Below are 26,751 nucleotides of genomic sequence, written 5' to 3'. Positions count from 1 at the left end.
GCCGGAACGGTTTCCGGTACCACCCTCACCCCGTCTGGGACTGCGCCGTGTTGCCGCTGAGTGCGCGGGTTACTTCCGCGTTAGAGGGGGAGCCGCTCGGCTTGCTGGCTGATGCGGAGATCGTCGCGCTCGCGCGGGAGGCCGAGGAGTTCGGTCGGATCGCGGACGCGTTGCGGGTGCAGGTCGCGGGCGAGCTCGACGCGCGGGCCGCGGTCGACTTTGGCGAGGGATCCCTCGCGCACCGACACGGCTGCCGGAACGCGACGGAGCTGCTGCAGCGCGTGACCCAGGTGTCGGGGCGCACCGCGTCGACCCGGTTCGCGCTGGCGCGCGAGACCCGCTGCAGGATGGGGCTGGGCGGGCACGTCATGCCGCCACGGTTCCCCGCGGTCGCCGCGGCGCTCGGCGCGGGGGCGTTGGGCTGCGAGGCGGCGGCCGTCATCACGCGCGTGCTGGGCGGCCTGCCCGACGGCGCTGACCGCGAGGACGTGGTCGAGGCGGAGCGCTGCCTGGTCGCGGCGGCGTGCGGGACCGCGCTGCCGGACGGCGGGGAGGCCACGCTGCCGCTGCGTGCGGACGATGTGCGGGTGGCCGCGCGAGTGTGGGCGGCGGCGATCGACCAGGACGGGGCCGAGCCGTCGTTCGAGGAACTGCAGCGGCGCCGCTCGTTCCGATTCGGGGCCGAGAAGGACGGCCTCGTCCCGGTACACGGCGCGGTGGTGCCCGAGGTCGCGGCCCTGTTCGACCGGATGATCGATGCGATCACGTCGCCCCGGACGCGACGGGTAGACGAGGGCGACAGTGCAGACGGTGCGGGTGGCTCGCCTGGCGTCATTGGTGGAACCGGTCGCGAGTCCGGCAAGTCGAGTTCCGTCCGCTTCGTCGAGATCGACCCCGGCGACCGGGCGAGCCTCTGTGGCCCGGCGAGCCTCGGCGACCCGGACCTGTTCGCGCCGCGCGACGAGCGCACCTCCGACCAGAAACGCCACGACGCGCTCGCCGTGATCGCCCAGGCCGCGGCCCTGCACGACGGCATGCCGACCCTGGGCGGGGCGCCCGTGACCGTGATGATCCAGGTCACCGCCGCCGCGCTCGAGGCCGGCCACGGCACCGCGTGGCTGACCGGCCACGACGGCGAACCCACCCCGATCCCGGTGCGCTCCGCGACGCACTCGGCCTGCGCCGGGTCCCGGCAGCACGTCGTGCAAGACGAGACGGGCCGGGTCATCGCGCTCGGCACCCGAGACCGGGTGTTCAACGCGCATCAGCGGCGCGCGATCGCGGTCCGCGACGGCGGCTGCATCATCCCGGGCTGCACCGTCCCCGCCGCCTGGTGTGAGATCCATCACGTCACGGAGCACGCGAACGGCGGCGCGACGCACCTCGACAACGGTGTCGCACTGTGTTGGCATCACCACCGCACGCTCGACACGGGCGGTTGGCAGGTCCGCATGCGCGGCGGCCTCCCCGAGACCCTCGCCCCGCCATGGATCGACCACGACACTCGCTGGCGGCCCGCGAGATCACCACTCAGACCACCGGAGAGGCGTCGTCGGCGGGAATAGTCGAACAAATGTTCAGGCGAGCAATGGCCGATCAGTAGTTGAGCTGTGCAGCGGCGGATCCATGAAACGGCCGATTGGCTGGTCATGCCGGGCCGCATGAACCCGGTGGGCTAGCGTTGTTCCGCCAGCCGGAGGAGGTCAGCGACGAGTGCGCGGGCGGTGAGGCCGGAACTTGCGGGGCGCGCCGGCAGCGGCGCATTTCGTATAGTGAAGACGTACTCGCCGGCCGGGCCAGACGCGGTAATGGTGTGCTCGGTCAGCAACGCGGCGGGGTCGGCGACGAGCTCCACCCGCACGAGCGAATCATCGCCGACCGCGAGGCCCACCGCGACCGCGACATTGAGTGACGAGGGGAATTGCTCGATCGCCTCGGCCGGCGTTCCCGAGAAGAGCGTCCGTGGCGCGGTCAGGGCGAAAAGCTCGCTTCGCTCGGACGTGCTCATCCAGTCCTGCGCGAGCGAGGCCGGCAGCTTGCGGCTGCGCACCAGAACCTCGTCGAGCCCGCCGGTGCGGCCAGCGGCGGCCAGCAGATCGAGCCCGCCGATCGCGCCGCTCGTGAGGTGCACGCGGCCGGTCCCTGACGCACGCAGCTGAGGCAGCGCGGAGGGGGTGGCGAACGCGCCCACCGAGGCCACGATGAGGTCAACCCCCGCGGCGATGATGCGCGGACCGTGCTCGTGCACGGCGGCGACCGACGCCGCCTCAACAACAACGTCGGCGCGCGTGGCGGGGTCGAGGGCGAACGCTTCGAGAGTCGAGGCGTCGCGCGAGACGGTGCCGACGTACTCGAGCGATGGCGTGGGGCCCGCGCGGCCGCCACGCTCGGCGACGAGCCGGAGAATCTCGGCGGCGATCGCACCGTTGCCGAGAATCGCGAAGCGGAGGGGAGCCGGAGCAGCCTCAGCGGCCGTGATCACGACAGTCCGAGCCCGAGCGAACGCCCGGCGAGTCCGCGACCCTGGGTCGCAATCACGCCGGCGATCCGGATGAGCTCGGCCGCGGCGGGATCCTGCGGGGAATGCACCACCGCGGGCCGGCCATCGTCGCTGGCTTCGCGGAAGGCGACGCTCAGCGGAATGCTGCCGAGCAAGGGGACCGGTGACTCGACATCCTCGGAGAGCCGGTCAGCGACCAGCTGGCCGCCGCCCGAGCCAAAGAGATCGAGCACCGTGCCGTCGGGCTGCGCCAATCCCGCCATGTTTTCGATGACGCCGGTCACGCGCTGGCCGCTCTGGCGTGCCACTAGCCCGCTGCGCACCGCAACGTCCGATGCGGCCTCCTGCGGGGTCGTCACGACGATGACCTCAGCCTGTGGCAGCAGCTGGCCGACGCTGATCGCGACGTCTCCCGTGCCGGGCGGCAGATCGAGCAGCAGGATGTCGAGGTCGCCAAACCACACGTCGCGGAGGAACTGCTCGACCGTCCGGTGCAGCATGGGGCCGCGCCACGACACCGAAGCCTTGCGGGGGTCGGTGTCGCCGAGGAACATGCCGATCGAGATCGCCTGCACGCCGTACGCCGCGGGCGGCAGGATGAGCTCACCCACCCGGGTCGGCTGCGCGGTCACGCCGTCCCGGCTGAGCCCGAGCAGCGCCGGGATCGAGAATCCGAAGACGTCCACATCGACGATGCCGACCGAGAGCCCGCGCTCAGCGAGTGCCACGGCGAGACCGGTGGTCACCGAGGACTTGCCGACGCCGCCCTTCCCGCTCGTCACCGCGATCACGCGCGTCAGCGAGTCCGGCCCAAACTGCGTCACCCGGGCGCCCCGCTCGCCGCGCACCCGCTCGACAAACGCGGCGCGCTCGGTCGGGGTCATGACGCCGACCTCGACACGGGCGGCGGTGATGCCCGGGGCCGATGCGGCAGCTTCGTGCGTGTCTGCCTCGATCCTGCGCGCGGCCGGGCAGCCCGCGATCGTCAGCAGGATCTGTACGTCGGCGCCGCCCGCCGCATCGACGGACACTGCCGTGACCATCCCGAGCTCGGTGATGGGCTTGCGGATCTCCGGGTCAATCACCCGATCGAGCGCGCTCCAGACCCCCTGGGCGGCCGGAGAGGCGGCCTCACGGGTCATCCCGTCGCTCATCGCTTGTCCTCGGGGGCCTGCGGCTCGGTTGCCTGCGGCGCAGCCGACGACGCATCGAGCTCGGCGAGCAGCGCCCGGAGCTCGGCTCGCAATACGTCTCGGTCCGGCAGCTCCTGGATGGCAAGACGCAGCGAGACGACCTCGCGGGCAAGAAACTCGGTGTCGGCGAGGGCGCGCTCGGCGCGCTGGCGGTCCTGTTCGATCTGCACGCGGTCCCGGTCATCCTGGCGATTCTGTGCGAGCAGGATCATGGGCGCGGCGTAGGACGCCTGGAGCGAGAGAATCAGCGTCAGCGCGGTGAAGCCGATCGCCGCAGAATCGAAGCGGGCGCTTTCGGGCGCCATCGTGTTCCAGATCAACCAGCCGATGCAGAACAGCGACAACGCAAGCAGGAACCAGGGGGTGCCCATGCCGCGTGCGATGCGCTCGGTCCAGCGGCCGAAGCGCTCGGAGCTCTCGCCCGCCCGTGCACTGCCGAGCGCGCCGCGAGGCGTGGCGTCCGAGCGCTCGCGCCACCGGCGCGTCACTTGCGTCCTCCCCGGCCGTGCCCGCCGAGGTGGTGATCCTCGTCACTCGCGTGCCGCCAGTCGTCGGGCAGCAGGTGATCGAGCACGTCGTCGATCGTGACGACCCCGACCAGTCTGCGTTGATCGTCGACGACGGGAAGCGAGACCAGGTTGTAGCTCGCGAGCCGCCGGCTCACCTCGGCCGCACTCGTTTGCTCGTGCACCGGCGAGATCTCGGTGTCGAGCAGCGCGCTCAGGCGCTCGTGCGGGGGAAAACGCAGCATGCGTTGGAAGTGGGCGAGGCCGAGGTACTCGCCGGTTGGCGTCTCGTACGGCGGGTGGGTCACGTAGACCGCGGCGGCCATCGCCGGGTCGTAGTCCTGGCGGCGGATCATTGCGAGCGCCTCGGCGACAGACGACTCGGCGGAGAGCACAATCGGGGAGGGGTTCATGAGGCCGCCGGCGGTATCAGCGTCGTATTCCAGCAGCCGGCGAACGTCCTCGGCCTCCTCCGGCTCCATCAGGCCGAGCAGCTCCTGGCCAGTGTCTTGCGGCAGCGCGGCGATCAGGTCGGCCGCGTCGTCCGGCTCCATGCGGTCGAGCACGTCGGCGGCACGCACCGAGTCGAGCTTGCCGAGCACCGCGAGCTGATCGATCTCGGTCATTTCCTCGAGCGCGTCCGCTACCCGGTCATCGGGCAGCTCGCCCACGACCTCGAGCATGCGCGGCCGGGGGAGCTCCAGCAGCGCCTCCGCGAGATCCGCGGGGCGAAGATCGAGCAGGGTCTGCAACAGCAGCTCCGAGGACTGGGCTGCACCGGGATCCTGCGGTTCGTGCACCTCGCCCCAGGCGACGGTCTGGGCGACACCTCGGGAGAAGCCGCTGCCCACGCGCGGGCGGCGCACGAACAGCTGGCTGACGATCCATTCGTTCGAGCGAGTGCGTTCGATCGCGACGTCCTCGATCATGGCGGGGCCGGAGCCGTCGTTGTACCGGACCTCGCGGCCGATCATCTCTGCGATCAGCCGGGTCTCGCCAGCGCGCTGCTCGAAGCGGCGTACGTTGATGAGCCCCGTGGTGATGACCTGCCCGGCGCCGATCGAGGTGACCCGGCCGATCGGCACAAACACCCGACGTTTCCCCGGAATCTCGACGATCATGCCCACGACGCGAGGCGCAAGGGCCGGGCGATACACCACGAGCAGGTCGCGCACCTTCCCGATTCGGTCGCCAACGGGATCGAACACGCCTCGGCCTGCCAAGCGGCCCACAAATACCCGAGTTTCAGTCACCTCTCTACGGTACTGCCCGAATTGAATTCAAGATGGGAGAATAAGCGCATGACCACGCCAGGAACGGCCCCTACCCGCCGCGCAATGACCGTGCCCGAGATCCCCAAGGGCGATATCGTCTCCACCTATGACAGCTATCACGACGCGCAACTCGCCGTCGATACGCTGGCACGCGCGAACTTTCCAGTCGCGCGCCTTTCTATTCTCGGCAATGATATTCGCAGCGTTGAGCGAGTCACCGGGAAGCTGACCTATGGACGGGTCGCCCTTATGGGCGCGCTTTCGGGCGCCTATCTTGGCCTGTTCTTTGGCTTGGTTCTTTTCATCTTCCAGCCCGATAACACGGCGATCGCGGGGGTATTTATCGCGGCGCTCGCAATGGGCGCCGGCTTTGGAATGCTCTTTGGCGTGTTGTCCTATGCGCTCAATCGCAATCGGCGTGACTTCTCTTCCGTCATGCAGCTTGTCGCCACACGCTATGACCTCATTACCGAGCCAGAATTGATCTCGCAGGCCCGCCAGATCCTCGGTGGCGGAATTGCGAAGAATGGAATTCCCGGCGCGCAGTAACCGACACAAAGAAGAAGCCGCCTGCCGCCCGGATCATGCAATCCCGGGCGGCAGGCGGCTATGTGCTCGTCGTGCGAGCCGGCGCTAGTGCGCGGCGCGGAATTCCGCCAGCAGTGTCGCGGGGATGCGGCCGCGGTCGGAGACCTGGTGCCCATTGCCGCGCAGCCAGGTGCGTGCCGCAGCGAGCTCGCGGGGATCATTTCCGCCCGTGCTTGCAGCTCGTCGCGGTGCCGCAGCGCCAGCCGCGGCGCGGCGGCCCTTGGCGACATAGCCGTGCAGCGCCTCGCGCAGCTCGCGCGCGTGCTCGCGAGACAGGTCAATCTCGTACGTCACACCATCAAGCGCAAAGCGGACCGTCTCGCCGGTTTCGGCGGTGAGTTCCGTCCCATCAAGGTCATCAATCAGAATCTCAGTAATCTTCTTCGCCATGGCAGTTGCCTTTCTGCAGCTATTCCCAGTGTCAGTGCATGCGTTAGCTTACTGAATACTCGGTCTATCTGTCGTGCGGCAATATTCCTTATTGAGTGAATGTGCCGAACTTAGCCGCGCAAACGACGCACCCATGCCTCGACGTCGCTCGCCGCGCGCGGAATATCCGCAGAAAGATTGATTGAGCCATCCTCGGTGACGACAATGTCGTCCTCAATGCGCACCCCAATGCCGCGGAATTCTTGAGGCACCGTGAGATCATCCGCCTGGAAATAGAGGCCGGGCTCAATAGTAAAGACCATGCCGGGCTCGAGTATTCCATCCATATAGAGTTCTCGTCGCGCAGCCGCGCAATCGTGCACGTCGAGCCCCAGGTGGTGGCTCGTGCCGTGCACCATGTACCGGCGGTAAAACGCGGTCTCTTCGCCGTCGATCGGTTCGGGAAGGAACCCCCACTCGCGGGTCGCCCGCTCGATGACCTCCATCGCGGCGGCGTGGACCTCGCGGAACCGAACGCCGGGTCGCACGACGGCCCGTGCGGCGTCGGCCGCCTCGAGTACGGTCTCGTAGATCGTGCGCTGGACGGGGGAGAACGTGCCCGAAATGGGGATCGTTCTGGTGATATCCGCGGTGTACAGGCTGTCGAGCTCGATGCCGGCGTCGAGCAGCAGCAGGTCGCCGTCGCGCACCGGGCCGTCATTGCGGATCCAATGCAGCGTGCAGGCGTGCGGGCCGGCAGCGGCGATGGTCTCGTAACCCACCGTGTTGCCGTCGATGCGCGCGCGAGCGTGAAATGCGCCCTCCACGACGCGTTCGCCGCGCGGGTGAGCGGCTGCATCACCGAGCGAGGCGAGCACGTCGTCGAAACCGTGCGCGGTTGCGTCGACCGCGGCCTGCATCTCGGCCAGCTCGTACGCATCCTTCACGAGACGGAGCTCTGACGCCGCCCGAGCGAGCTCGTCGTCCGCGAGCGTCACGTCGTCGGAGGTGGCGACAAACTCCGCGAGCGAACGGGCGGGAAGGCCCAGGTCTCCCGAGACCTGCGCGAGCGAGGGCCGCGCGCCGATCCAAAACTCGCCGATCTCAGCGTTCTGGAAGAACTCCTCGGTGTCGCGGCCAGCGCGTTCGCGGAAGTAGAGCGTCGCGTCATGTCCGCCGCTCGTCGGATCGAGCACGAGCACCGCGCCGGGCTCCGAGTCCGCGCCCCAACCGGTGAGATGGCTGAACGCGCTGTGCGCTCGAAACGGGAAGAAGGTGTCGTTCGAGCGCTGCTTCATGCTGCCCGCCTCGATCACGATGCGTTGACCGGGGAACTGGCTCGCGAGCGCCGCACGCCGGGCGGCAGCGAATGGGGCGGCCGCTCGTGCTGATGGAATCTCCGCAGAGGTCTCCGCCCACTCGGACATGATGAAATCGAGAAACCTCGTGCTCGACGGGGTCGTGCTGCGGTTGCTGTTGTCGACCTCGACTTCGTGCGTGCGCGCCGCGCTTCGTTCGTCCTTCATGCGGACCATTCTGGCACCAGGCGGCAGGATCCTGCTGGGGCGCCTCGTACTAGCGGGGCGCGAGGACCGAAACGACCGGCCGGTGATCGCTCCCGGCCTGGTCGAAGCCGCTGAGCACCGCGAAACTCTGGGCACGCCAGTTGCCGCCGGCGACCACACGATCGAGGCCGGCGCCGAGGACAGCGGGCAGCTGAGCGGGCCACGTGCCTGCCGCACCAGCGCCGTGGGCGAGTGCGGCATCGCTGCACCGGCCGAGGCTACCGAGGTGGTCTAGGGTGGCGTTGAAGTCGCCCGCGAGAAGCGTGTTGGCGTCGCCGCATCGGGTCTGCACGAGCGCGATTCCTGCCCGCCATTCGTCCATGCTGGCGGGCAATGGTGGCGCGAGATGGACCCCGACGATGGTGGGACCGGAACCGTCAGCAGAGCGCAGCGTGAGCGTCGGGACGACGCTGCCTGAGATGTCACCGTCCCGGAGCTCGTAGCCGCCGAGGTCGGCGCGCACGAGCACGGACGTCGCCCGCGTGGGGTCTGCGCCGCTGGGATCGAGCGACGCGGTGTGCACGGCGTAGTCGGGGCCGCCGCCGGTCGAGATCGCGCGGGTGACGGCAACGGCCTGGGTTGCCGAGGTCTCGGGCAGAACGAGTACTGCGGCCTGGCGCTCAATTGCGAGGACCGCGATCGTCTCGGGTGCTACGGCGTCGCCGCTGGTGTTCCACGACAGCACGGTGATCTCTCCCTCGGTCGCCGCGGCGGTGCTGTCCGCGCCGCCCAGGTCTCCTACCCCGCGCACCCACGAGAGGCCGACGTTCGCCGCGGCGACGAGCAGGAGGACGATGCAGAGCCCGCCGACGAAGCTGCGCATCGGCCGCGCGATGAGCGCGACGAGCCCGAGGAGGACGATCAGTGCGAGGGCGAGGAGCGCCAGTGCGACCCGGGAAGCGATGAGTTGCGCGAACGGCAGCGTGCGCTCGAGCTCGAGGTACTGGGGCCAGGTGATGAGGGCTCCGAGCGCAAGGAAGGCGAGTACGACGAGTCCAGCGAGAAAGCGAGCCATGACTTGACGCTATCGGATGCCGAGGCGGCCGCGTTTCAGGCGAGGCCGGGCCGCCGGGTGTCGGGCGCAGCGAATACGATGGGGGTATGCGTACAGCGTCAGTCGCCGGTCGGTACGACCTGCACACCCATTCATCGCTTTCGGATGGGACGACCTCGCCGGACGCCCTCGTGGAGGAGGCTGCAACGCTGGGTCTCGCCGGCATTGCGCTGACCGACCACGACACCACTGATGGCTGGGCGTCGGCGCGGCGCGCGGCGCGAGCACACGGCGTCGATCTCTTGCCCGGCATCGAGCTGACGACCCGCGACGGCGGCCGCTCCACCCACCTTCTCGCGTACGGGCCCGACCCGGATCACGCCGAGCTCGCCGATGCAATGCACCGCGTGCGTGACGCCAGAATTTCGCGCGCCCGCAGGATGGTCACGCGCCTCTCCGCCGACTATCGCATTGAATGGGACGAGGTCGTGCTCTCGACGGACGCACGTACCGTCGGGCGCCCGCACATCGCCGACGCGCTGGTGCGGGCTGGTCACTTCGCCGACCGCAGCGCCGCGTTTCGCGAGGTGTTGCACCCCGGCAGCGTCTACTACGAATCGACGTTCGCGATCGACACGGTCGAGGCGATCAGGATCGTGCGCGCGGCGGGCGGCGTGTCCGTTCTGGCGCACCCGGCCGCCGGGCGCCAACGCGAGGCGGTCACAGAAGGCTCCCTCCGCCGCTTTGCGGACGCCGGGCTGTGGGGGATCGAGCTCGATCACCCCGAGAACCGCGAGGACTGGCTGCCAAGGCTGCGAGAACTCGCTGAGCGGTTCGGCCTCGAAGTGACAGGGGCGAGCGATTACCACGGCGCTGGCAAGACAAACCGGATGGGGGAGCGCACGAGCTCCGCGGAGCTGGTGGGCCGGATCCGGGCCGAGGTCGTGAACCCGTACTAGGCTCCCGCCCCACCTCAAGCGCCGCGCAACTGAAGGACTGAACGATGGCACAGAAGACCGGCACGCAGGCACCCAGACTTGACGGGGTGCACCCGGCCGATCCGACGGAGCGAGACGGCGCCGAGATCACAGCGCACGAACGCTTCGATCGAGCGCGGTTCGTCGGCGTGGACGTGAGCGGGCGGGATCTCACCGGAGTCGACTTCACCGACTGCGTGTTTGAGGACCTACTGGCGCACGAGACGAACTTTCGCGGGGCGGCGTTCATCGACACAACGCTCTCGCGGGTGAATTCGCCGAGCCTCAAGGCGCACAGGACTCGGTTTCGCAGCGTCGAGATCGACGGATCGCGTTTCGGGTCGGCCGACTTCGTGGAGGCCAACTGGCAGTCCGTGCAGATCTCGAACTCGAAGCTCGGCTACGTCAACCTGCGCGGGGCCGAGCTGCGGGACGTCCTGATCACCGATTGCTCGATCGACGAGCTTGATCTCAGCGGGGCAAAGGTGACCCGCCTCGCCTTCGTGAACACCACGGTCGGCACGCTCGAGCTCACGAATTCGAGGCTGCAGCATGTGGATTTCCGAGAGCTCGAGATGCGCCGCATCGTCGGTGTAGAGGGGCTTCGCGGGTCGACGCTCAGCTCATACCAGGCGAGCGATTTCTCCGGGATCTTCGCACAGCACCTGGGCATCGTGCTCGAGGGCTGAGCCCCCGCGACCTACTTCGTCTCGGCGGCCTCGTCGTTCGCGATCAAGATCTCTTTCAGGCGCTCGAAGTTCTGCATGATGTGCTCGCGCATGAGCTTCACCGCGGTGTCGGGCTGGCGGCCGCGAATCGCGTCATAGATCTCCTGGTGCCGCGCAACGATCGGCTCCTCGGGGTTGACGAACTCTTCGTCCGCGTAGGACAGCACCGTGAAGTAGAACACCAGCTCCTTGCGGAGCTGGGCGTAGAACTCGCTGATGCGCTTGCTCCGCAGCAGGCCCACAATGGCCTGGTGGAGGTTGAGGTCGGCCGCCACGATCGGCTCCGCCTCCTGCAGCGCGACGCTGGCTTGCAGCGCCTCGAAGGCTACGCGGATGGTCTCCAACTGCTCGTCGTCCGCGGTGCACTGGGCGGCCGCGAGCTCGATGTGGAGCCTCGTGCGGTAGAGATCCTCGAGGTCGCTCACCGAGGGGGTGCTCACGACCGAACCGCGGTGAATCTCGTACTTGACGAGTCGGCTCTGCTCGAGCAGGCGAATGCCCTCGCGCAGCGAGTTCCGAGAGATGCCGAGGCGGCCGGCCAGGCTGCTCTCGCGGAGGGGTTCGCCGGCCTGCAGGGCACCGGAAACGATCATGCGCATCAGAGTGTCGGCGACGACCTCTGCGGTGCTCATGCGGTGCAGCGCGATATCTGGTTGCTCGGTCATATGTATGCGACGATAGCAGGGATTGCCCGAAATTGTTGGACAAAAGGACCAAGTGAAGAATTCAAGAGTTGCCCTCGTGACCGGCGCGACCTCCGGCATCGGAGTCGTCATCGCCCAGCGCCTCATCGACAACGGATTTCACGTGGCGGTGACTGGCCGATCGGCCGAGCGCGGTGCGCGGGTCGCTCAGCAGCTCGGCGAGCGAGCGGTGTTCTTGCAATCCGACATCACCATTCCCGGGGAGAGCGCCCGGCTTGTCGAGCTCGTCGTTCAGGAGCTCGGTGGGCTCGACGTGCTCGTGAACAACGCCGCCATCGACCACACCGGCGACCTGCTCGAGGTGACGGAGGCCGAGATTCGCGCGACCTTTGAGACGAACACGTTTGCCGCCATGAACCTGCTGGTCGCAGCAGCGCGTCGGATGCGGGACACCGGGGGAGGAGCCATCATCAACGTCACCTCCCGGCTCGCCAGCATCGGCGTGCCGACCATGGGCGTCTACAGCGCCAGCAAGGGGGCGATGCTCGCCTTCACGAAGGCGGCCGCCGTGGATCTCGCGCGCTACAACGTGCGCATCAACGCGGTGGCGCCCGGCATGACGCGCACGCCCCTGTACCAGGACTGGCTTGACGGCCTTCCGGATCCTGCCGGTGAAGCCGCGCGCGTGGCCGCCGCCATTCCGCTGGGGCGCATCGCTGAGCCGGGGGACGTCGCCGCCGTGGTGAATTTCCTGGCGTCGCCAGAGGCGGCGTACCTGACGGGCGTCTCGATCCCGGTCGACGGCGGGTACCTCGCGACGTAACCCCTCCGGCGCGTGCCGAAGGGGTTACGTCGCGAGCGTGTAGTCGCCGCCCTAGCCCTTGAGGAGCTCGGGCAGGAACAGGGTGATCTGCGGGACGAACGCCACCACGATGAGGAACGCGATGAGCACGGCAACGAACGGCAGGGCCGCGACGCTGACCTTCTCGATCGAAAGCCCGCTGATGGCACTGGCCACGTTGAGATTGTCTCCCACCGGTGGTGTGGCAAAGCCGATCATCGACGCCAGGATCATCACGATGCCGAAGTGCACCGGGTCCATTCCCATTTCGGTAACGACCGGCACCAGGATCGGCGCGAGCAGGATGATGCCGGCCAGCGTCTCCATGAACATTCCGACGAAGAGCAGCAGCACGACGATCACGAGAAGCACGATCCAGAAGGGCACGGCGAGCGTGCTCAGGAAGTCGGCGATCAGCGTCGGCACGCGTTCCACGGTGAGGATGCGGGCGTAGGTCGAAGCCGTCGCGATGATGACCAGGATCATGCCCGAGATGAGCAGCGTCGACTTCAACATCTCCGGGATCTGGCGGAGCTTCGTCTCGCGGTAGGCGAGGGTCAGCACCACGCTGTAGGCCACCGCGATGCCCGCGGCCTCCGTGGGCGTGAAGATGCCGCCGTAGATGCCGCCGAGTACGACCACGGGCATGAGCAGGGTCCACTTGGCATCCCACAGCGCCCGCCAGCGGACGCTCCACGGTGCCTTGGGCACGTTCAGCCCGTAGCCATTCTTCTTGGCGAAATGCCGACTCACCAAGTAGAGCAGCGCCACGATGATCAGACCGGGGACAAACCCGGCGAGGAACAGGTCACCGATGGAGGTGCTCGTGGTGATGCCGTAGACGACGAGCGGGATGCTCGGCGGAATAACGATTCCAACGCCGCCGGCGGTCGCGAGGACCGCGGCGCTGTACGGCTTGCCGTAGCCCTCGCGGATCATGGCGGGGATCATGATGCCGCCGATCGCGGCAACAGTTGCCGGGCCGGATCCGCTCAGCATGGCGAAAACCGCAGTGGCGAGCAGCGACACGGCCGCGAGGCCGCCCGTGATGTGGCCGACGAAGGCCTTCGCGACGTCGATGAGTCGCCTCGAGAGCCCGCCGTACTCCATGATGACGCCGGAGAGCACGAAGAGTGGGACCGCGAGCAACGGGTATGAGTCGACCGCGCCGAACATGGTCTGGGTGAGGTAGGTCACCGGGATGACCTCGGTGACGATGACGGTCAGCACTGCCGAGATGCCGAGCGCAAACGCGATTGGCATACCCAGCAGCAGCAGGATCAGGAAGCTAATAAAGAGAACTGCGATACCCATGTGATTAATCCACCTCTACCTGGGCCGGGGGAACAGGAACGTTCGGGTTCTTCACGATGTCCTTGAACGCGACGACCGTGTGCTGGATCACCCGGAAGGACATGAGGAACATGCCGATCGGGAGCCCCAAGTACACGAGGTACATCGGGATCTGGGAGGCCGGGGAGAGCTGTCCGGTGCCGGTCTGCTTCACCACCATCTGGATCGAAAGCCAGAGCATGAGGAGCAGGAAGGCAAGCCAGAGCAGATAGACGAAAATACGGATGATGCGCTGCGTGATCGGGGACTTGCGGCCGATCAGCTCAACGATCGAGTTGAACTTGACGTGGCGCTGGTAGCGCACGGCGTAGCTGCCGGCAATCCAGACGAACCACACCAGCGCGTAGCGGGCGAGCTCTTCCGACCAGGTCAGCGGTGCGCCGAAGACGTAGCGCATGACAACCTGCACGACCACGAGGGTCGTGAAGACGACGAGGGCGGCCGAGGCAAGGTAGGTCTCGACGTGCTCGTCGAGGTGATGATAGATGCGTGTGATCATGGGAGGGCTTTCGTTTGGCGAACCAAAAGCCTCGCCCCCGCATCGTCGCGGGAGCGAGGCTCCATGGAGGTACTTACTTGATGGCGTTCAAGTAGGTGGTGTTGCCGGCCGCCTCAAGGATGGCCTTGAGCTTCTCGGTGTCTACCTTCGGCGCGTTCTCCTGGTAGAACGGGATGGCCGAGTCGATCCACTCCTGGCGCTCTGCCTTGCTGAGGTCGGTCACGGTGCCGCCCGCCTCCTCGATGTCCGCGCGGACCTTGTCGCTGATGTCCACCTTGAGCTCGCGCAGCTCGACGATCATGTCGTCCGCCGAGGACTGCAGGATCTCCTGGTCTTCAGCCGAGAGGCCGTCGAAGAAGTCCTTGCCGATGAGGATGACCTCGGGGTCGTAGATGTGACGCGTCTCGGTGAGGTAGCTGGCCGGCTCGGTGAACTTCGCCGAGTGTAGGAGCTCGTAGGGGTTCTCCACGCCGTCGACGACGCCCTGCTGCAGCGCGGTGAAGACCTCAGCGAACGCCATGGGCGTCGGGGACGCGCCGATGCTCTCCCAGTACGCGATGTGCATGGGCACCTGCATGGTGCGCAGCTTCTGGCCCTTCATCTCGTCGGGGGTCTTCACGACGCCGTCGGTCATGGCGAGGTTACGGAAGCCGTTCTCGCCCCAACCCAGTGCCACGAGCCCGCTGTCCTCGATGCCGGCAAGCATCTCGTCGCCGATGTCGCTATCGAGTACCTCGTACGCCGTCTCGGCATCCTCGAAGATGAAGGGGAAGTCGAAGACCTGCAGCGAGTCGTCGAAGTTCGCGAGCACGCCGGCGGACGGCGCGGTCATCTCCAGATCACCGGCCTGGGTGGCCTCGACCATCTCGCGCTCGCCGCCGAGCTGGCTGTCGGGGTAGACCTCGACGGTGATGCGGCCGTCCGAGCGTTCCTTGACGAGCTCGGCGAAGACTTCGTAGGCCTGGTTCTGCGTGTCTCCTGCGGAGATCACGTTGCCGAACTTGATCGTGTACGAGTCGTCGCCGGCGGCGGAGGCGCCCGTGTCGGCGGTTCCCGAGCAGGAGGCAAGGGAGAGGGCGGCAACGGCGCCGAGGGCAATCAGGCTGAATTTGCGAATCATTGTCTGTGAGCTCCTTTGGTCAGTAACATGCGGCTCGCGATGGGCGTTCGAGGGATTGTGCACTGAGAATCAGAACGCAATTGTCGAAGTGTCCGAGTGGACCGCAGTTGAACTGTACTACAATCCTGGAAGATCTGAATCGGATCGAGAAGTCGATTTGCTAACGGTGCTGCCGGACGACCGACCGCCCGCAGTGCGCAACAAAGGAGTGAGTGCACGATGGAGAGAAACCAGTACGCGATCGCGAGCATCGCGGGTGACGGCATCGGCCCCGAGGTCGTTGCGGTCGCCCGTGTCGTGACCGACCTCGTCGCGCAGCAAGAGGGCTTTGCTGTCGAGTGGCAGGATCACGACTGGGGCTCGGACTTCTACCGCAGGCACGGCCTGATGATGCCCGAGTCGGGGCTCGACGAGCTGGCGAAGACCGACGCGATCTTCTTCGGCGCGGTGGGTGACCCCGGCCTCTCTGACGCGCTCACCCTGTGGGGGCTCCTGATCCCGATCCGGCGCGCCTTCGATCAGTACGTGAACCTTCGCCCCGTCCGCCACGTCCCGGGGCTCCGCAGCCCGCTCGTCGACGCCGCGGGCATCGACCTCATGATCGTGCGCGAAAACTCCGAGGGGGAGTATTCCGAGCTCGGCGGCAGGTTCGGGCGCGGAACGCCGGGGGAGTTCGCCTCGCAGGAGGCCGTGTTTACGCGAAACGGCGTGACCCGGATTGCGGAGTACGCGGCCGATCTCGCGGCCCGGCGTAGCGGGCGCGTGACGAGCGTGACGAAGTCCAATGGCATCATCCACTCGATGACCTTCTGGGACGAGATTGTGGACGAGGTCGCCGCCCGCCACGACGGCCTCGCCTGGCGCAGCGTGCTGGTGGATGCCATGGCTGCCGAGTTGGTCTTGAAGCCTCAGCGCCACGACGTCGTCCTGTGCTCGAACTTGTTTGGCGATATCCTGTCCGACCTCGCCTCGGCGACGATCGGTTCGCTGGGCCTCGCTGCTTCGGGCAACATCAATCCCGCGCGCACTGCCCCGTCGATGTTCGAGTCGGTGCACGGCTCGGCGCCGGATATCGCGGGCAAGGGGATCGCGAACCCGCTCGCGCAGGTGGGCTCGGCGGCCATGATGCTCGAGCACCTCGGCGAGACCCGCGCCGCCGAGCGGATTATCGCGGCGATGGACGCCGTGCTTGCCTCGGGTGAGGTGACGCCGGATCTCGGCGGGACGCTCCGCACCCAGGACGTCGAGGCGGAGCTGCTGCGCCACCTGGGCGGCTAACGTCTCGCCACGCGGGCTTGCCCTGCACTCGCTTGTTCTTTTTGTAGGACAACCATACAATCATCACTATTGCATCACGCGCACGCTTTTTGCCATCAAAGGAGATCAGTCATGACCCACACCCCCGCGCTCTGGAGCGCCCAAGCGCACATTCCCTCCGTCCTCGGGCGTCAGATCGTCATCGCCGAGGGCGATGGATCGTACGTCACCACCGCGGCCGGCCAGCGCCTGTTTGACGGCACTGCCGGACTGTGGCACACGAGCATCGGCCACGGCCGCGAGGAGATGGCGCAGGTCGCGTACGACCAGATGAAGAAGCTGGAGACGTACCACGTCTTCGGGCGCTACCTCAATGATCAGGCGGTCGAGCTCTCGGAGAAGCTCGTAGAGCTTGCCCCGATTGCCGATGCCAAGGTGATCCTGAACAGCGGCGGCTCGGACTCGATCGACGTCGCTTGCAAGCTGGCCCGCCGGTACTGGACGCTGGTCGGCAAGCCCGAGAAGACGTTCATCATCAGCCGCGAGCATGCGTACCACGGCCTCCACGCCTACGGCACGAGCGTCGCGGGCCTCGATTTCAACCGCGAGGGCTTTGGTACCGAGTCGCTCGTCCCCGACACGATCCGTGTCGAGAAGCACGATCTGGCGGCCCTCGAGGCCGAGATCCTGCGCGTGGGCCCCGGCCGGATCGCGGCCTATATTGCGGAGCCCGTGATGGGCACCGGCGGCGTGCACGCACCCCAGGACGGGTACTTCGAGGGCGTGAAGCGCCTCTGCCGTGAGCACGACATCCTCTTCATCGCGGACGAGGTCATCACCGGCTTCGGGCGCACGGGCGAGATGTTTGCGTCGACCCGCTACGACCTGCAGCCCGACATCGTCACCTTCGCGAAGGGCGTGACCTCCGGCTACGCGCAGCTCGGTGGCATCTTCGTGGCGCCCAGGCTCTGGCAGCCGTTCTTCGAGGCCGGCTCGAACACCCCGATCTACCGCCACGGCACCACCTACTCGGGACACGCCACCAGCTCCGCGCTCGCGCTCAAGAACCTCGAGATCCTCGAGCAGGAGAACCTGGTGGCGCGCGCCGGCAGCCTCGAGCTCACCCTCGCAGGCCTACTGGCTGAGATCGGCACCCACGAGCACGTCGTCGAGACCCGCGTCGGCGGCTTCCTGGGGGGCATCGAGCTCGTTCCGAGCCTGAGCGCCGAGGCGATCACCGACCAGGTGCTCGAGCTGGGTTTCATCACGCGCCCGCTGCGCGCCAACACCATTCAGATCAGCCCGCCATTTATCGCCACCGAGCAGGAGCTCGGAGACCTCGTCTCCGCGATCCGCAGCGTGCTCGACGCGCACTAGCAGCTCGCCAGCCCCGTACCCGCCCGAACGCCCAAAGGATCCTGTCATGACCATGCCCACCCCGACCGCCGACCAGATCACCGCCTCGGACGCGGCGCTCGCAAGCCTGCCCGGCTTCGCGAACCACGAGCCCGGTGCGAACGAGTTCGCGGTGCTCGATCCCTCGACCGAACAGCGCATCGCGACCCTGCCGAGTTTCGACGTCGACTATGCGCTGCAGCAGGTGGCGATCGCCGACGAGGCCGGCCGCGCCTGGGCGAAGACGACGCCGCGGCACCGCTCCGACGTGCTGCACAACGTCTACGCGACACTGATTGCCAACCTGGATCGCCTCGCGTTCGTTATCAGCCGCGAGATGGGCAAGCCGCTGGCGGAGGCCAAGGGCGAGGTGCAGTACGCGTCCGACTACGTGCGCTGGTACGCCGACGAGCTGCTGCGCCCGGCCGGCGGGTATCGGGAGAACCCCGCTGGCGGCGCGACCATCCTCACCAAGCGTGCGCCGATCGGCCTCGCCGTGCTCATCGCCCCGTGGAACTTCCCGATGGCGATGATCACGCGGAAGATCGCGCCGGCGCTGGCGGCGGGCTGCGCCTCCGTGATCAAGCCGGCCGGGCTCACGCCGCTGACCACGCTGCTCACGGTGGAGCTCATGGCCGAGGCCGGGGTGCCGCGCGAACTCATGCGCATCGTTACGACGACCCAGTCGGGCGCGTTCAGCGAGGCCGTGCTGGGCGACCCACGCGTGCGCAAGATCTCGTTCACCGGGTCGACCGGCGTCGGCAGCACCCTCATGGGCCTCGCCGCGAAGAATATCGTGAAGAGCTCGATGGAGCTGGGCGGCAACGCGCCGCTCCTCGTCTTCGATGACGCCGACCTCGATCGTGCGGTCGACGGCGCGATGCTGGCGAAGCTGCGCAACGGCGGCCAGTCGTGCGTCGCGGCCAACCGAATCTTCGTGCAGGACGGAATCGCGGACGCGTTCGTCGAGGCGTTCACCGAGAAGATTTCGCAGGTCGTCGTGGGCCACTCGATTGCCGACGGGGTCGGCCTCGGCCCGGTCATCGACCGCCGCGCGGTCGAGCGCCTCTCGGGCCTCGTCACCGACGCGACCGCCCGCGGCGCCGAGCTGCGCACCGGCGGCAACGCCCCCGAGGGCAAGGGCTACTTCTTCGAGGGCACTGTTCTCGATCGGGTACCCGCCGACTCGGAAATCGCCAACACCGAGATCTTCGGCCCGGTCGCGGCCATCAGCCGGTTCTCGACTCAGGAGGAGGCCGTGCACGCGGCGAACGACACCCCGTTCGGCCTCGCGGGCTACGTCTTCACCGAGAACCTGGACCGCGCGCTGAACGTCGCGGACCAGCTCGAGACGGGCCTCGTGGGAATCAACCAGGGCGTCCCCTCGAACGTGGTGGCCCCCTTCGGCGGTATGAAGCAGTCGGGTCTCGGCCGCGAGGGCAGCGGCGAGGGTCTCGAGGAGTACCAGGAGATCCGTTTCTATAACATCGCTCGTCGCGACACCGTCTAGATTCTGAGAATACGAAACGCCCCGCTGGTCTGACCGGCGGGGCGTTTCGTATGGGGATCGGTGGCTACTCAGCCTATTCGGTGCCTGATGCGGCGGCCGGTGCGTTCGTCTCGCCCGTCGGGCGGCGACGGCGCCGGCGACGCGGGGCAATGCCCTCCGCCGCTGCCTCTGTCAGCGACACCTGCGCGGTCGGGGCGCCGGGCTCGCCGCCGCCGTCCGAGTCGTGTCCGTGTGACTCGTGACCGTGTGTCTCGTGACGCCCCTGTCCCTTGGGGTTGCCGCTCTCGGTGCGTCGGCGCTGACGCCGCGCGCCCGTGGCGGGCTCTGCCGCTGCGCCCTCGCGGCTCTCGCCGGCGCTGCGACCCTCTCCGCGTCCGCGCCCGCCGCGATCCGAGCGTTCTCCGCCGCGACCGCCGCGCTCGCCACGCCCTCCGCTCGCGCCGGCACGCGGCGCGGTGTCCTTCACCGGCGTCGCCTTCAGGCGGCCCTTGGTGCCCTCGGGGATGTTCAGGTCCGTGTAGAGGTGCGGCGAGGACGAGTAGGTCTCAAGAGGCTCGGGCATCCCGAATTCGAGGGCCTTGTTGATCAGGGCCCACTTGTGCAGGTCGTCCCAGTCGACAAACGTGACGGCGATGCCGGTGCGGCCGGCGCGGCCGGTGCGTCCCACGCGGTGCAGGTACGTCATGTCGTCGTCGGGCACGGTGTGGTTGATCACGTGCGTGACGTCGTCGACGTCGATGCCGCGGGCGGCGACGTCGGTCGCGATGAGGACGTCCTTCTTGCCGGCCTTGAACGACGCCATGGCGCGCTCGCGCTGATCCTGGTTCAGATCGCCGTGCACCGACGCGGCGTTGAAGCCACGGTCGGTCAGTTCCTCCTGCAGGCGTGCGGCGGCGCGCTTCGTGCGCGTGAAGATCACGGTCTTGCCGCGGCCCTCAGCCATCAGGATGCGGCCGATGACCTCTTCCTTATCGAGCGAGTGTGCGCGGTAGACGATGTGTTCGATGTTCGCCTGCGCGACGCCCTCGTCGGGGTCGGTCGCGCGAATGTGGATCGGCTTCGTCATGAAGCGGCGGGCGAGCGTCACGATCGAGCCGGGCATAGTCGCCGAGAACAGCATCGTGTGGCGGCCCTCGGGGGTCTGCGAGAAGAGCTTCTCGATGTCGGCAAGGAAGCCGAGGTCGAGCATCTTGTCCGCCTCGTCGAGCACCATCTCGCGCACGTTCTTGAGGTTGAGGATGCGCTGCTGCGCAAGGTCGAGCAGTCGGCCGGGGGTGCCGACGATGATCTGCGCGCCGTCCTTCAGCTGCTCGATCTGGCCCTCGTATGCCTTGCCGCCGTAGATCGGCACGACGGTCGCCTTGCGGTCCCGCGCGGCGAGCTCGAGGTCCTGGTACACCTGGACGCACAGCTCGCGGGTGGGGACGACGATGAGCGCCTGCACGCCCGGCTCGGGGTTCGCGCCGATGCGCTGCAGCAGGGGAAGCCCGAAGCCGAAGGTCTTGCCGGTACCGGTCTTGGCCTGACCGATGATGTCCTGCCCCGAGAGCGCGAGGGGAATCGTCTGCTCCTGAATGGGGAAGGCGTCGACGATGCCCTCTTGGGCAAGCACATCAACCATGTCCTGGTCGACACCGAGTTCTGCGAAAGTGGTCACGTGCGGTCCTGTTCCGTGTGGAGGTGAGGTCTACGCCCTGATTCACGTCCCAGGCGTAGCGGCGGGCGCTCCTCGGCGCTCGCGATACGAGCAGTCTACCGGCGTGGCCCCGGCGCGTTCGGCGACGCGCATAGTGTGCCGGATACACTGAAGACGTGATTTCCTGGTTCCGGCGTCTGCGTACCCCTGCCCTTCCCGCGCGGAAGATTCGTGTGCGCGGACAGGGGGATGACGCCCAGCAGGTCGAGCTCGCGGAGTTCGCTCCCGGGATCCTGCCCTTCTTGGGGCTGTCGGCCTACCTCCAGCTCGAACTCTACGAGGCGGGAACGCGCGCGGTCGTCGGCGCTCAGTCGCTCGAAGCGAAGGACGTGCTGGCACGCGTCGCCGGCGTCGCCCTCACGAAGCAGCAGCGCTTCGCCGCCGAGATCCGGCGCCGCGGTAAAGAGCCGCACGTCGTGATGGCGCCCTACACGCCCGTCATTGATCGCTACCTCGAGCGCGTGCAGGCGAATGACTGGCACCAGCACGTGCTGTCCGTGTACCTCGTCGGCGGGCTGTTCGACGGCTTCTTCGCGAGCATCGCCGGTGGCATTCGCGACGGCTACGCCCGCGACGCCATCCAGATCTTGACGGGGGAATCGGGGCGCGACGAGCTGAAGGCGCTGCTCGCGGCCGCGATCGCCGCCGACCCGACCCTCGACGATTCCCTTGCGCTCTGGGGCCGCCGCCTCGTCGGCGACACGCTGCTCGTGGCGCGGGAAGTGTTGCTGCTCAGCGAGAACCGCAAGTTTGTGGCCAGCGAGGTCGAGCCCGTGTTCACCGAGCTCATCGCCGAGCACATCCGACGCATGGACGCCCTCGGCCTCACCGCCTAGGGACTCGCATGGAGTGCGCGTACTACGACGCGGGGCGGTGCCGATCCTGCTCCCTGCTGCCCGTTCCGTACCCTCGGCAGGTCTCGGACAAGCAGAATCGCTGCCGCGAGCTGCTCTCGGCGCACCCCGACATTCTCTGGCTCGAACCGGTCCGCGGCGACGGGCGTGCGGGGCAGGATCCGAGCCCCGGCGCCGAACGCGACTTCCGCAATAAGGCGAAGCTCGTAATCGGGGGGACCGTCGAGGCACCGACGCTCGGCATCTTGGACCCCGACCGGCGGGGGGTCGACCTGCGCGACTGCGGCATCCAGTCGCCGGGCATTCGCGCGGTGATCCCCGTGATTGGCGAGTTCCTGACGTTGACCGGGCTCGCTCCGTATGACGTGCCGACCAAGCGCGGCGAGGTGAAGTTCGTGCACGTGACCGAGGCGCCGAGCGGAGAGCTGATGCTGCGCTTCGTCGTGCGGAGCCAGCGCGCCGTGCGGCGCATCCGCGAGCTGCTGGCGGACCTCGTGCGCCTCGTCCCGCTCGCGACGGTCGTCTCCGTGAACCTGCTGCCCGAGCACCGGGCGGTGCTTGAGGGTGAGCACGAGGAGCTCCTGCTCGGCGAATCGCTGGACATGGACCTCGGCGAAGTCTCGCTGCACCTGCGCCCGCAGAGCTTCTTCCAGACGAACACCGCGGTTGCGCGGGCGCTCTACGCGCAGGCGTCGGCGTGGGTCGGTGCGGCCCAGCCCGCGTCTCTCTGGGACCTGTACTGCGGCGTCGGCGGGTTCGCGCTGCACTGTGCTCGGGCCGCGGGCGGCAGCGCCGACCGGATCGTGCTCGGTGTCGAAACGAGCGAGGCTGCGGTCGAGTCCGCGCGTCGCTCTGCGGCGGAGGCCGGGATCGACGCCCGGTTCATCGCAGCGGACGCGACGGCGTTTGCGCTGGGCGCCCGGGCGCGCGGCGAAGCGTTGCCCGAACTGCTGATCGTGAACCCGCCGCGGCGGGGGATCGGGCCTGAGCTCGCCGACTGGCTCGACGCATCGGGCGTGCCGCAGGTCATCTACTCGAGCTGTAACCCCGAGAGCCTGGCGGCCGACCTCACGCGGATGCCGCAGTACGCGGTCCGCGAGGCACGGCTATTCGACATGTTCCCCCACACGCGCCACCTTGAGGTGGCCGTGCGGCTGGAACGACGCTAGCCGAAGCTAGTTGATGAAGCCGACCTTGCGGGCGGCGACCTCACCAATCTCGATGTAGGCGATCGACGCCGCCGGGATGAGGTACTGCTTGCCCTTGCTGTCTCGCAGGGCGACGAGCTTCGCGTCGCTGGACAGGCCAGCTTCGACGATCTGCTGGACCTCGGCCTGCGTGGCGTCGCTCTCGATCGCAATTTCACGCGGGGAGTTGACGATGCCGATGCGGATTTCCACGAGATGCCTCCTGATTGTCGGGATGCTCAGAGTCTACGGGCGCGGGCCTGCTCCGATCGCGCGCGCGAGGCCGCGTTCGCTGCTAGCGCAGGCCGCCTGCGGGCGGGGACTGCGCGCTCGATCACGTCGAGCCGCCGTGTGGGTGGTTCTCGCTACCATGAGCGCATGTCCGAATTCGACCCCTCGCAGCTCGCAGCGATCGCGCTTGATCCGGGCAGCCACGCCAGCGTGCTGGGGGCCCCAGGCTCGGGCAAAACGACCGTCCTGATCGAGACGTTTCTGCGTCAGGCCGACGCGCCCGGGTGGTCGCCGAACGACCTGCTGGTGCTCGCTCCCAACCGCCTCGTGGCGAAGTCCCTGCTCGCCCGTATTGAGGCAGGCTATCCGCGGCCGCTGAACGGCTCCCCGGTCCGCACCGCCGCGTCGCTTGGCTTTACCATCCTGTCCCGGGCGCGCGCCGTCGCGAACCAGCCCGCGCCGCGGCTCCTGACCGGCACCGCGCACGACGAAGCGATCGAGCGTGAGCTCGCCCGCGTCACTGACGAGCGCATCGCCGCGGCCGGGCTCACCCGCGAGCTCACCGAGACCCCCGCGTTCCGCGCGGAGCTGCGCGAGCTCTGGCGGGTGCTCGACGACGCCGGCGTCGACGTCCAGGCGCTGCGGCGCGCGCTCACCGCGGCCGATGACGCCGGGCACGGGGGCGACTCAGAGCTGCGTGCACAGTGGGAGTTCGCGGCCGAGGTGATTTCGTGCGTGCGCGCGCAGCTGGCGCAGGATCGCCCCCACGAGTTCCCGGCCAGCGGGCTCATGCGTGCGGCGCGCGACCTGCTTGCGGGCCCGAGCGAGATTCGGGTGCCGCGGCTCATCCTTGTGGACGACGCGCAGGAACTCACCGAGGGCGGCCTCGCGCTGCTGGCTGCGTGCGCGAACCGGGGCAGCCGGGTCCGCGTGTTCGGCGATCCCGACATCGCGACGAGCGCGTTCCAGGGCGGCGGCACCGCGGTGCTGTCGAGGCTCGAGTCCGAGCTCCGGCGCCGTGGGCATGCGCTGCCCGCGGCGGGGCCAGACGGCGCGAACGAGCTGGTCGTGCTCGAGCGCGTGTACCGGCACGGGCCGCAGCTACGCGAGTTTGTCGGCGGGCTCACCGGCCGCATCGGTGCGGCGGGTGCCGGGGCGCAGCGCCGGGCCGAGGCAGCCGGGGGCGCTCCAATTGCTCTTGCCGGGCCATATCCCATCCAGTTCGCCCGGGCCGCGTCGTCCGCGGAGCAACTGGGCGCGCTTGCACACCGGCTCCGGGAACGTCGTCTCGGCCTCGGTCCTGTGGGTCTTCGCGGGGAGACCCGCACACCGGTGCCCTGGTCACAGATGGCGGTCATCTGCCGAAGCCGCGGCGAGGCGGCTCGCGCCGCCCGGCTGCTTGCCGCGCAGCAGGTGCCGACGGGCATCGCCGCCGGCGGCATCGTGCTGCGCGAGCACACGATTGTGCGTGAACTGATCCGCCTGATGCAGCACGCGCTCGACATCAATCCGCTCGCCCCGGACGAGGTGCTCGGGCTGGTCGGGGGCACCCTGGGCGGGCTCGATCCTATCGGCGTGCGCCGACTGCGCGCGGCGCTGGTGCTGCAGGAAAAGCGCGAGGCGCGCGAACGCGCGGCCGAGGTGGCGGCTGGCGACGACACTGAGGCGGATGGATCGGTGTCGGTCGCTGGCCCACGCCCGCTCGACGAAGTCGTCGCCGAGGCCTTCGCGCACCCCGGCGTCGAGCCGGTGGTAGACAGCCGGGGCGGCCGCGCCCTGCGCCGCGTCGCGCTCACCGCACTCGCCGGAGCCCGCATGCACCAGGCTGGCGGCACGGCGCGCGAGGTGTTGTGGGCGCTCTGGGATGCCTCAAAGCTCGCCGTCTCGTGGGAGCGCGAGGCACTGTCTGGCAAGGGGCCGCGTTCCGCGGCGGCGAACCGCTCGCTCGACGCCACCGTTGCTCTCTTCTACGCGCTCCAGCGTCATGAAGAGCAGGACAGCGATCAGTCGGTCGCCGATCTGCTCGTCGCACTCGACACGAGCGCGCTGCCAGAGGACTCGCTCGCGGCGCGCAGCGTCCGCGACACCATCACCGTGACCACGCCGCAGGGAGCGATCGGCCGCGAGTTCGCGGTCGTCGCGATCCTGGGCCCGCAAGAGGGCGTGTGGCCCAACCTGCGCGCTCGCGGCTCGATGCTCGGCTCGGCTGCGCTGGAGCGCTGGCTGCGCGGCGGCGAGGCCTCGGCGCCCGGGCGGCGCGAGACGATGCACGACGAGCTGCGGCTCTTCGCACAGAGCTGTTCGCGGGCCACGGGGGAGTTGCTCGTGCTGGCTCTCGCCGCCGACGAGCAGCACCCGGGCCCCTTTTTCGGTTTTGGCCGGGCGCACGCCGTCGATGCGCTGCCGAGCAGTCGAATCACCCTCCGCGGTTCCGTCGCTGAGATGCGCCGCCGCGTTACCGCTGATCCCACAGACGAGGCGGCCCTCGCCGCCCTCGTGACCCTGGCGCGGGAGGGCGTGCCCGGCGCGGACCCCGCCGACTGGTACGGCGTCGCGCCCCCCTCAACGATGGCACCGCTCACCGACCTTGCGGGGGATCCCGAGGCGACCGTGGGGGTCAGCCCGTCGCAGCTCGAACGATCCGAGGAATGCCCGCTCGACTGGGTCATCTCGAAGTTGGGCGGCGGCGACACGAACGCCGCGGCCGGCATCGGAACCCTGCTGCATCACGCCCTCGAGACGATCCGCGAGCCCGACCCGGAACGCATTCTCGCCGCGGTGACCGCCGAGTGGGATCGGCTCCCATTCGACGCCGAGTGGGAGTCCGAGCGCCTGCTCGGCACCGCCCGCGCGATGAGCCAGGCTGTCGCCGACTACCTCCGCGAGTTCGAGGGGTCGGGCCGCGAACTCGCGGGCACCGAGGCGTCGTTCGCGCTACCCCTCGGGCGAGCGATGCTGACCGGCATCGTTGACCGCGTCGAGACCGTCGTCTCCGCGGCCGGCTCGCGCGAGACCACGGTGCTCGACCTGAAGACGGGGCGCACCAAACCCTCGGCGGCCGAGGTCACCGAGCACGCCCAGCTGCAGGCCTACCAGCTGGCCACGCTCATGGGCGCGTTCGCCGAGCAGGGTGCGTTCGCCGAGCAGGACGCGGACGCGGGCGCGGGGGAGAGCGCGGGCGCGGGGGAGAGCGCGGACGCTGTCGGCACCGCGGAGGCTCCTGCGAACGGTGGCGCCCGGCTGCTCTATGTCCATCCCGACGCCACGGGTCGGGGGCAGAGCTTTCGCGAGTTCGCGCAGGAGCCGCTCGACGCGGAGAAACGAGAAGCGTTTGTGCAGCGCGTGGCCGCAGCCGCCGAGGTGATGGCCGCCGGCAGATTCACGGCTCGGGTCGAGCATCACTGCACCGATGAGTTCCGTCCGGGAAGCTGCCAGATCCACATTGTCCCGGCGGTGAGTGCCGGGTGACC

The 26,751-nt window shown here is 68.5% G+C and carries 24 protein-coding genes; 11 read left to right on the top strand and 13 right to left on the bottom strand.

All coding sequences use genetic code 11. The features are described 5' to 3' along the window. Positions 1 to 101 precede the first annotated feature (101 nt). The gene (locus tag KOE53_RS02515; protein WP_188057238.1) at positions 102 to 1,565 is read left to right on the top strand and encodes an HNH endonuclease signature motif containing protein; all 1,464 of its coding nucleotides are present in this window, start codon (positions 102 to 104) and stop codon (positions 1,563 to 1,565) included. Positions 1,566 to 1,675: 110 nt separating this feature from the next. Here the strand turns inward: KOE53_RS02515 and KOE53_RS13765 are convergent, their stop codons facing one another. The 4 genes from KOE53_RS13765 to KOE53_RS02495 are packed head-to-tail and all read right to left on the bottom strand — an operon-like array spanning position 1,676 to position 5,452. Continuing rightward, a complete protein-coding gene (locus KOE53_RS13765) occupies positions 1,676 to 2,482 on the bottom strand; it encodes an aspartate dehydrogenase domain-containing protein (RefSeq protein ID WP_188057237.1) in 807 nt (268 codons plus the stop codon). Beyond that, a complete protein-coding gene (locus tag KOE53_RS02505; RefSeq protein ID WP_251364050.1) occupies positions 2,479 to 3,654 on the bottom strand; it encodes a P-loop NTPase in 1,176 nt (391 codons plus the stop codon). Before KOE53_RS02505 ends, KOE53_RS13765 begins: the two co-directional genes overlap by 4 nt. Then, the gene (locus tag KOE53_RS02500) at positions 3,651 to 4,181 is read right to left on the bottom strand and encodes a DUF1003 domain-containing protein (RefSeq protein WP_241095375.1); all 531 of its coding nucleotides are present in this window, start codon (positions 4,179 to 4,181) and stop codon (positions 3,651 to 3,653) included. The genes KOE53_RS02505 and KOE53_RS02500 overlap by 4 nt, the downstream gene beginning before the upstream one ends. Beyond that, positions 4,178 to 5,452: a magnesium transporter MgtE N-terminal domain-containing protein gene (locus tag KOE53_RS02495; protein WP_188057236.1), complete on the bottom strand. Its 1,275-nt coding sequence runs from the start codon at positions 5,450 to 5,452 to the stop codon at positions 4,178 to 4,180. The genes KOE53_RS02500 and KOE53_RS02495 overlap by 4 nt, the downstream gene beginning before the upstream one ends. 48 nt (positions 5,453 to 5,500) lie before the next feature. Here KOE53_RS02495 and KOE53_RS02490 point away from each other — a divergent pair, with 48 nt between their 5' ends. Next, on the top strand, positions 5,501 to 6,022 hold the full coding sequence (locus KOE53_RS02490; protein ID WP_251364049.1) for a YflT domain-containing protein: 522 nt from the start codon (positions 5,501 to 5,503) through the stop codon (positions 6,020 to 6,022). Positions 6,023 to 6,106: 84 nt separating this feature from the next. On the opposite strand, the gene KOE53_RS02485 is transcribed toward KOE53_RS02490, so the two are convergent. The 3 genes from KOE53_RS02485 to KOE53_RS02475 form a co-directional block, all read right to left on the bottom strand. Further along, positions 6,107 to 6,451: a histone-like nucleoid-structuring protein Lsr2 gene (locus tag KOE53_RS02485; RefSeq protein ID WP_188046088.1), complete on the bottom strand. Its 345-nt coding sequence runs from the start codon at positions 6,449 to 6,451 to the stop codon at positions 6,107 to 6,109. Positions 6,452 to 6,561: 110 nt separating this feature from the next. After that, positions 6,562 to 7,956: an aminopeptidase P family protein gene (locus KOE53_RS02480; protein WP_251364048.1), complete on the bottom strand. Its 1,395-nt coding sequence runs from the start codon at positions 7,954 to 7,956 to the stop codon at positions 6,562 to 6,564. 49 nt (positions 7,957 to 8,005) lie between these two features. Further along, positions 8,006 to 9,010 (bottom strand): endonuclease/exonuclease/phosphatase family protein, encoded by a 1,005-nt coding sequence (locus KOE53_RS02475; RefSeq protein WP_188057234.1) that lies wholly within the window; start codon positions 9,008 to 9,010, stop codon positions 8,006 to 8,008. A gap of 86 nt (positions 9,011 to 9,096) precedes the next feature. Here KOE53_RS02475 and KOE53_RS02470 point away from each other — a divergent pair, with 86 nt between their 5' ends. Next, entirely contained in the window at positions 9,097 to 9,948 is an 852-nt protein-coding gene (locus KOE53_RS02470) for a PHP domain-containing protein (RefSeq protein ID WP_188057233.1), read from the top strand. 44 nt (positions 9,949 to 9,992) lie between these two features. Further along, complete coding sequence (locus tag KOE53_RS02465; RefSeq protein ID WP_188057232.1) at positions 9,993 to 10,655, top strand: pentapeptide repeat-containing protein; 663 nt, start codon at positions 9,993 to 9,995, stop codon at positions 10,653 to 10,655. Positions 10,656 to 10,666: 11 nt separating this feature from the next. On the opposite strand, the gene KOE53_RS02460 is transcribed toward KOE53_RS02465, so the two are convergent. Beyond that, positions 10,667 to 11,359, bottom strand: a complete 693-nt coding sequence (locus tag KOE53_RS02460; RefSeq protein WP_188057231.1) for a GntR family transcriptional regulator — start codon at positions 11,357 to 11,359, stop codon at positions 10,667 to 10,669. 52 nt (positions 11,360 to 11,411) lie between these two features. Between KOE53_RS02460 and KOE53_RS02455 the strand changes: the two genes are divergently transcribed. Next, positions 11,412 to 12,161 (top strand): SDR family NAD(P)-dependent oxidoreductase, encoded by a 750-nt coding sequence (locus tag KOE53_RS02455; RefSeq protein ID WP_188057230.1) that lies wholly within the window; start codon positions 11,412 to 11,414, stop codon positions 12,159 to 12,161. A 51-nt stretch (positions 12,162 to 12,212) separates the two neighbouring features. Here the strand turns inward: KOE53_RS02455 and KOE53_RS02450 are convergent, their stop codons facing one another. The 3 genes from KOE53_RS02450 to KOE53_RS02440 form a co-directional block, all read right to left on the bottom strand. Then, positions 12,213 to 13,493 carry a TRAP transporter large permease gene (locus tag KOE53_RS02450; protein ID WP_188057229.1) on the bottom strand — a complete coding sequence of 427 codons (1,281 nt, stop codon included), beginning with the start codon at positions 13,491 to 13,493 and terminating at the stop codon, positions 12,213 to 12,215. Positions 13,494 to 13,497: 4 nt separating this feature from the next. Beyond that, entirely contained in the window at positions 13,498 to 14,031 is a 534-nt protein-coding gene (locus KOE53_RS02445; protein ID WP_188046096.1) for a TRAP transporter small permease, read from the bottom strand. 73 nt (positions 14,032 to 14,104) lie between these two features. Continuing rightward, positions 14,105 to 15,151 carry a TRAP transporter substrate-binding protein gene (locus KOE53_RS02440; RefSeq protein ID WP_188057228.1) on the bottom strand — a complete coding sequence of 349 codons (1,047 nt, stop codon included), beginning with the start codon at positions 15,149 to 15,151 and terminating at the stop codon, positions 14,105 to 14,107. 219 nt (positions 15,152 to 15,370) lie between these two features. Here KOE53_RS02440 and KOE53_RS02435 point away from each other — a divergent pair, with 219 nt between their 5' ends. The 3 genes from KOE53_RS02435 (at position 15,371) to KOE53_RS02425 (ending at position 19,313) form a co-directional block, all read left to right on the top strand. After that, positions 15,371 to 16,429, top strand: coding sequence for an isocitrate/isopropylmalate dehydrogenase family protein (locus KOE53_RS02435; protein WP_188057227.1), 1,059 nt, complete (start codon positions 15,371 to 15,373; stop codon positions 16,427 to 16,429). 111 nt (positions 16,430 to 16,540) lie between these two features. Next, positions 16,541 to 17,785: an aminotransferase family protein gene (locus KOE53_RS02430; RefSeq protein WP_188046099.1), complete on the top strand. Its 1,245-nt coding sequence runs from the start codon at positions 16,541 to 16,543 to the stop codon at positions 17,783 to 17,785. Positions 17,786 to 17,831: 46 nt separating this feature from the next. Beyond that, positions 17,832 to 19,313, top strand: coding sequence for an NAD-dependent succinate-semialdehyde dehydrogenase (locus tag KOE53_RS02425; protein WP_215401648.1), 1,482 nt, complete (start codon positions 17,832 to 17,834; stop codon positions 19,311 to 19,313). 73 nt (positions 19,314 to 19,386) lie between these two features. Here the strand turns inward: KOE53_RS02425 and KOE53_RS02420 are convergent, their stop codons facing one another. After that, complete coding sequence (locus KOE53_RS02420; RefSeq protein WP_188057226.1) at positions 19,387 to 20,970, bottom strand: DEAD/DEAH box helicase; 1,584 nt, start codon at positions 20,968 to 20,970, stop codon at positions 19,387 to 19,389. Between the two features lie 155 nt (positions 20,971 to 21,125). Between KOE53_RS02420 and KOE53_RS02415 the strand changes: the two genes are divergently transcribed. Both KOE53_RS02415 and KOE53_RS02410 read left to right on the top strand, forming a co-directional pair. Beyond that, positions 21,126 to 21,845 carry a ferritin-like fold-containing protein gene (locus KOE53_RS02415; protein WP_188046101.1) on the top strand — a complete coding sequence of 240 codons (720 nt, stop codon included), beginning with the start codon at positions 21,126 to 21,128 and terminating at the stop codon, positions 21,843 to 21,845. An 8-nt stretch (positions 21,846 to 21,853) separates the two neighbouring features. Next, positions 21,854 to 23,032, top strand: coding sequence for a methyltransferase domain-containing protein (locus KOE53_RS02410; RefSeq protein WP_188057225.1), 1,179 nt, complete (start codon positions 21,854 to 21,856; stop codon positions 23,030 to 23,032). A 6-nt stretch (positions 23,033 to 23,038) separates the two neighbouring features. Here the strand turns inward: KOE53_RS02410 and KOE53_RS02405 are convergent, their stop codons facing one another. After that, entirely contained in the window at positions 23,039 to 23,263 is a 225-nt protein-coding gene (locus tag KOE53_RS02405; RefSeq protein ID WP_188046103.1) for a DUF3107 domain-containing protein, read from the bottom strand. 165 nt (positions 23,264 to 23,428) lie between these two features. Here KOE53_RS02405 and KOE53_RS02400 point away from each other — a divergent pair, with 165 nt between their 5' ends. Beyond that, entirely contained in the window at positions 23,429 to 26,749 is a 3,321-nt protein-coding gene (locus tag KOE53_RS02400; RefSeq protein ID WP_188057224.1) for a UrvD/REP family ATP-dependent DNA helicase, read from the top strand. Positions 26,750 to 26,751 lie beyond the last annotated feature (2 nt).

This window comes from Leucobacter sp. CX87 (assembly GCF_018682295.1).
Classification (GTDB): Bacteria; Actinomycetota; Actinomycetes; order Actinomycetales; family Microbacteriaceae; genus Cx-87.
This window is presented reverse-complemented; position numbering and strand designations above follow the sequence as displayed.

What these genes read in the sequence shown, in the direction of transcription:
- KOE53_RS02485 (WP_188046088.1), bottom strand. Translation starts at nt 6,451, where the DNA reads ATGGCGAAGAAGATTACTGAGATTCTGATTGATGACCTTGATGGGACG.
- KOE53_RS02400 (WP_188057224.1), top strand. Translation starts at nt 23,429, where the DNA reads ATGTCCGAATTCGACCCCTCGCAGCTCGCAGCGATCGCGCTTGATCCG.
- KOE53_RS02410 (WP_188057225.1), top strand. Translation starts at nt 21,854, where the DNA reads ATGGAGTGCGCGTACTACGACGCGGGGCGGTGCCGATCCTGCTCCCTG.
- KOE53_RS02475 (WP_188057234.1), bottom strand. Translation starts at nt 9,010, where the DNA reads ATGGCTCGCTTTCTCGCTGGACTCGTCGTACTCGCCTTCCTTGCGCTC.
- KOE53_RS02430 (WP_188046099.1), top strand. Translation starts at nt 16,541, where the DNA reads ATGACCCACACCCCCGCGCTCTGGAGCGCCCAAGCGCACATTCCCTCC.
- KOE53_RS02445 (WP_188046096.1), bottom strand. Translation starts at nt 14,031, where the DNA reads ATGATCACACGCATCTATCATCACCTCGACGAGCACGTCGAGACCTAC.
- KOE53_RS02450 (WP_188057229.1), bottom strand. Translation starts at nt 13,493, where the DNA reads ATGGGTATCGCAGTTCTCTTTATTAGCTTCCTGATCCTGCTGCTGCTG.
- KOE53_RS02505 (WP_251364050.1), bottom strand. Translation starts at nt 3,654, where the DNA reads ATGAGCGACGGGATGACCCGTGAGGCCGCCTCTCCGGCCGCCCAGGGG.
- KOE53_RS02480 (WP_251364048.1), bottom strand. Translation starts at nt 7,956, where the DNA reads ATGAAGGACGAACGAAGCGCGGCGCGCACGCACGAAGTCGAGGTCGAC.
- KOE53_RS02490 (WP_251364049.1), top strand. Translation starts at nt 5,501, where the DNA reads ATGACCACGCCAGGAACGGCCCCTACCCGCCGCGCAATGACCGTGCCC.
- KOE53_RS02440 (WP_188057228.1), bottom strand. Translation starts at nt 15,151, where the DNA reads ATGATTCGCAAATTCAGCCTGATTGCCCTCGGCGCCGTTGCCGCCCTC.
- KOE53_RS02425 (WP_215401648.1), top strand. Translation starts at nt 17,832, where the DNA reads ATGACCATGCCCACCCCGACCGCCGACCAGATCACCGCCTCGGACGCG.
- KOE53_RS02460 (WP_188057231.1), bottom strand. Translation starts at nt 11,359, where the DNA reads ATGACCGAGCAACCAGATATCGCGCTGCACCGCATGAGCACCGCAGAG.
- KOE53_RS02465 (WP_188057232.1), top strand. Translation starts at nt 9,993, where the DNA reads ATGGCACAGAAGACCGGCACGCAGGCACCCAGACTTGACGGGGTGCAC.
- KOE53_RS02435 (WP_188057227.1), top strand. Translation starts at nt 15,371, where the DNA reads ATGGAGAGAAACCAGTACGCGATCGCGAGCATCGCGGGTGACGGCATC.
- KOE53_RS02470 (WP_188057233.1), top strand. Translation starts at nt 9,097, where the DNA reads ATGCGTACAGCGTCAGTCGCCGGTCGGTACGACCTGCACACCCATTCA.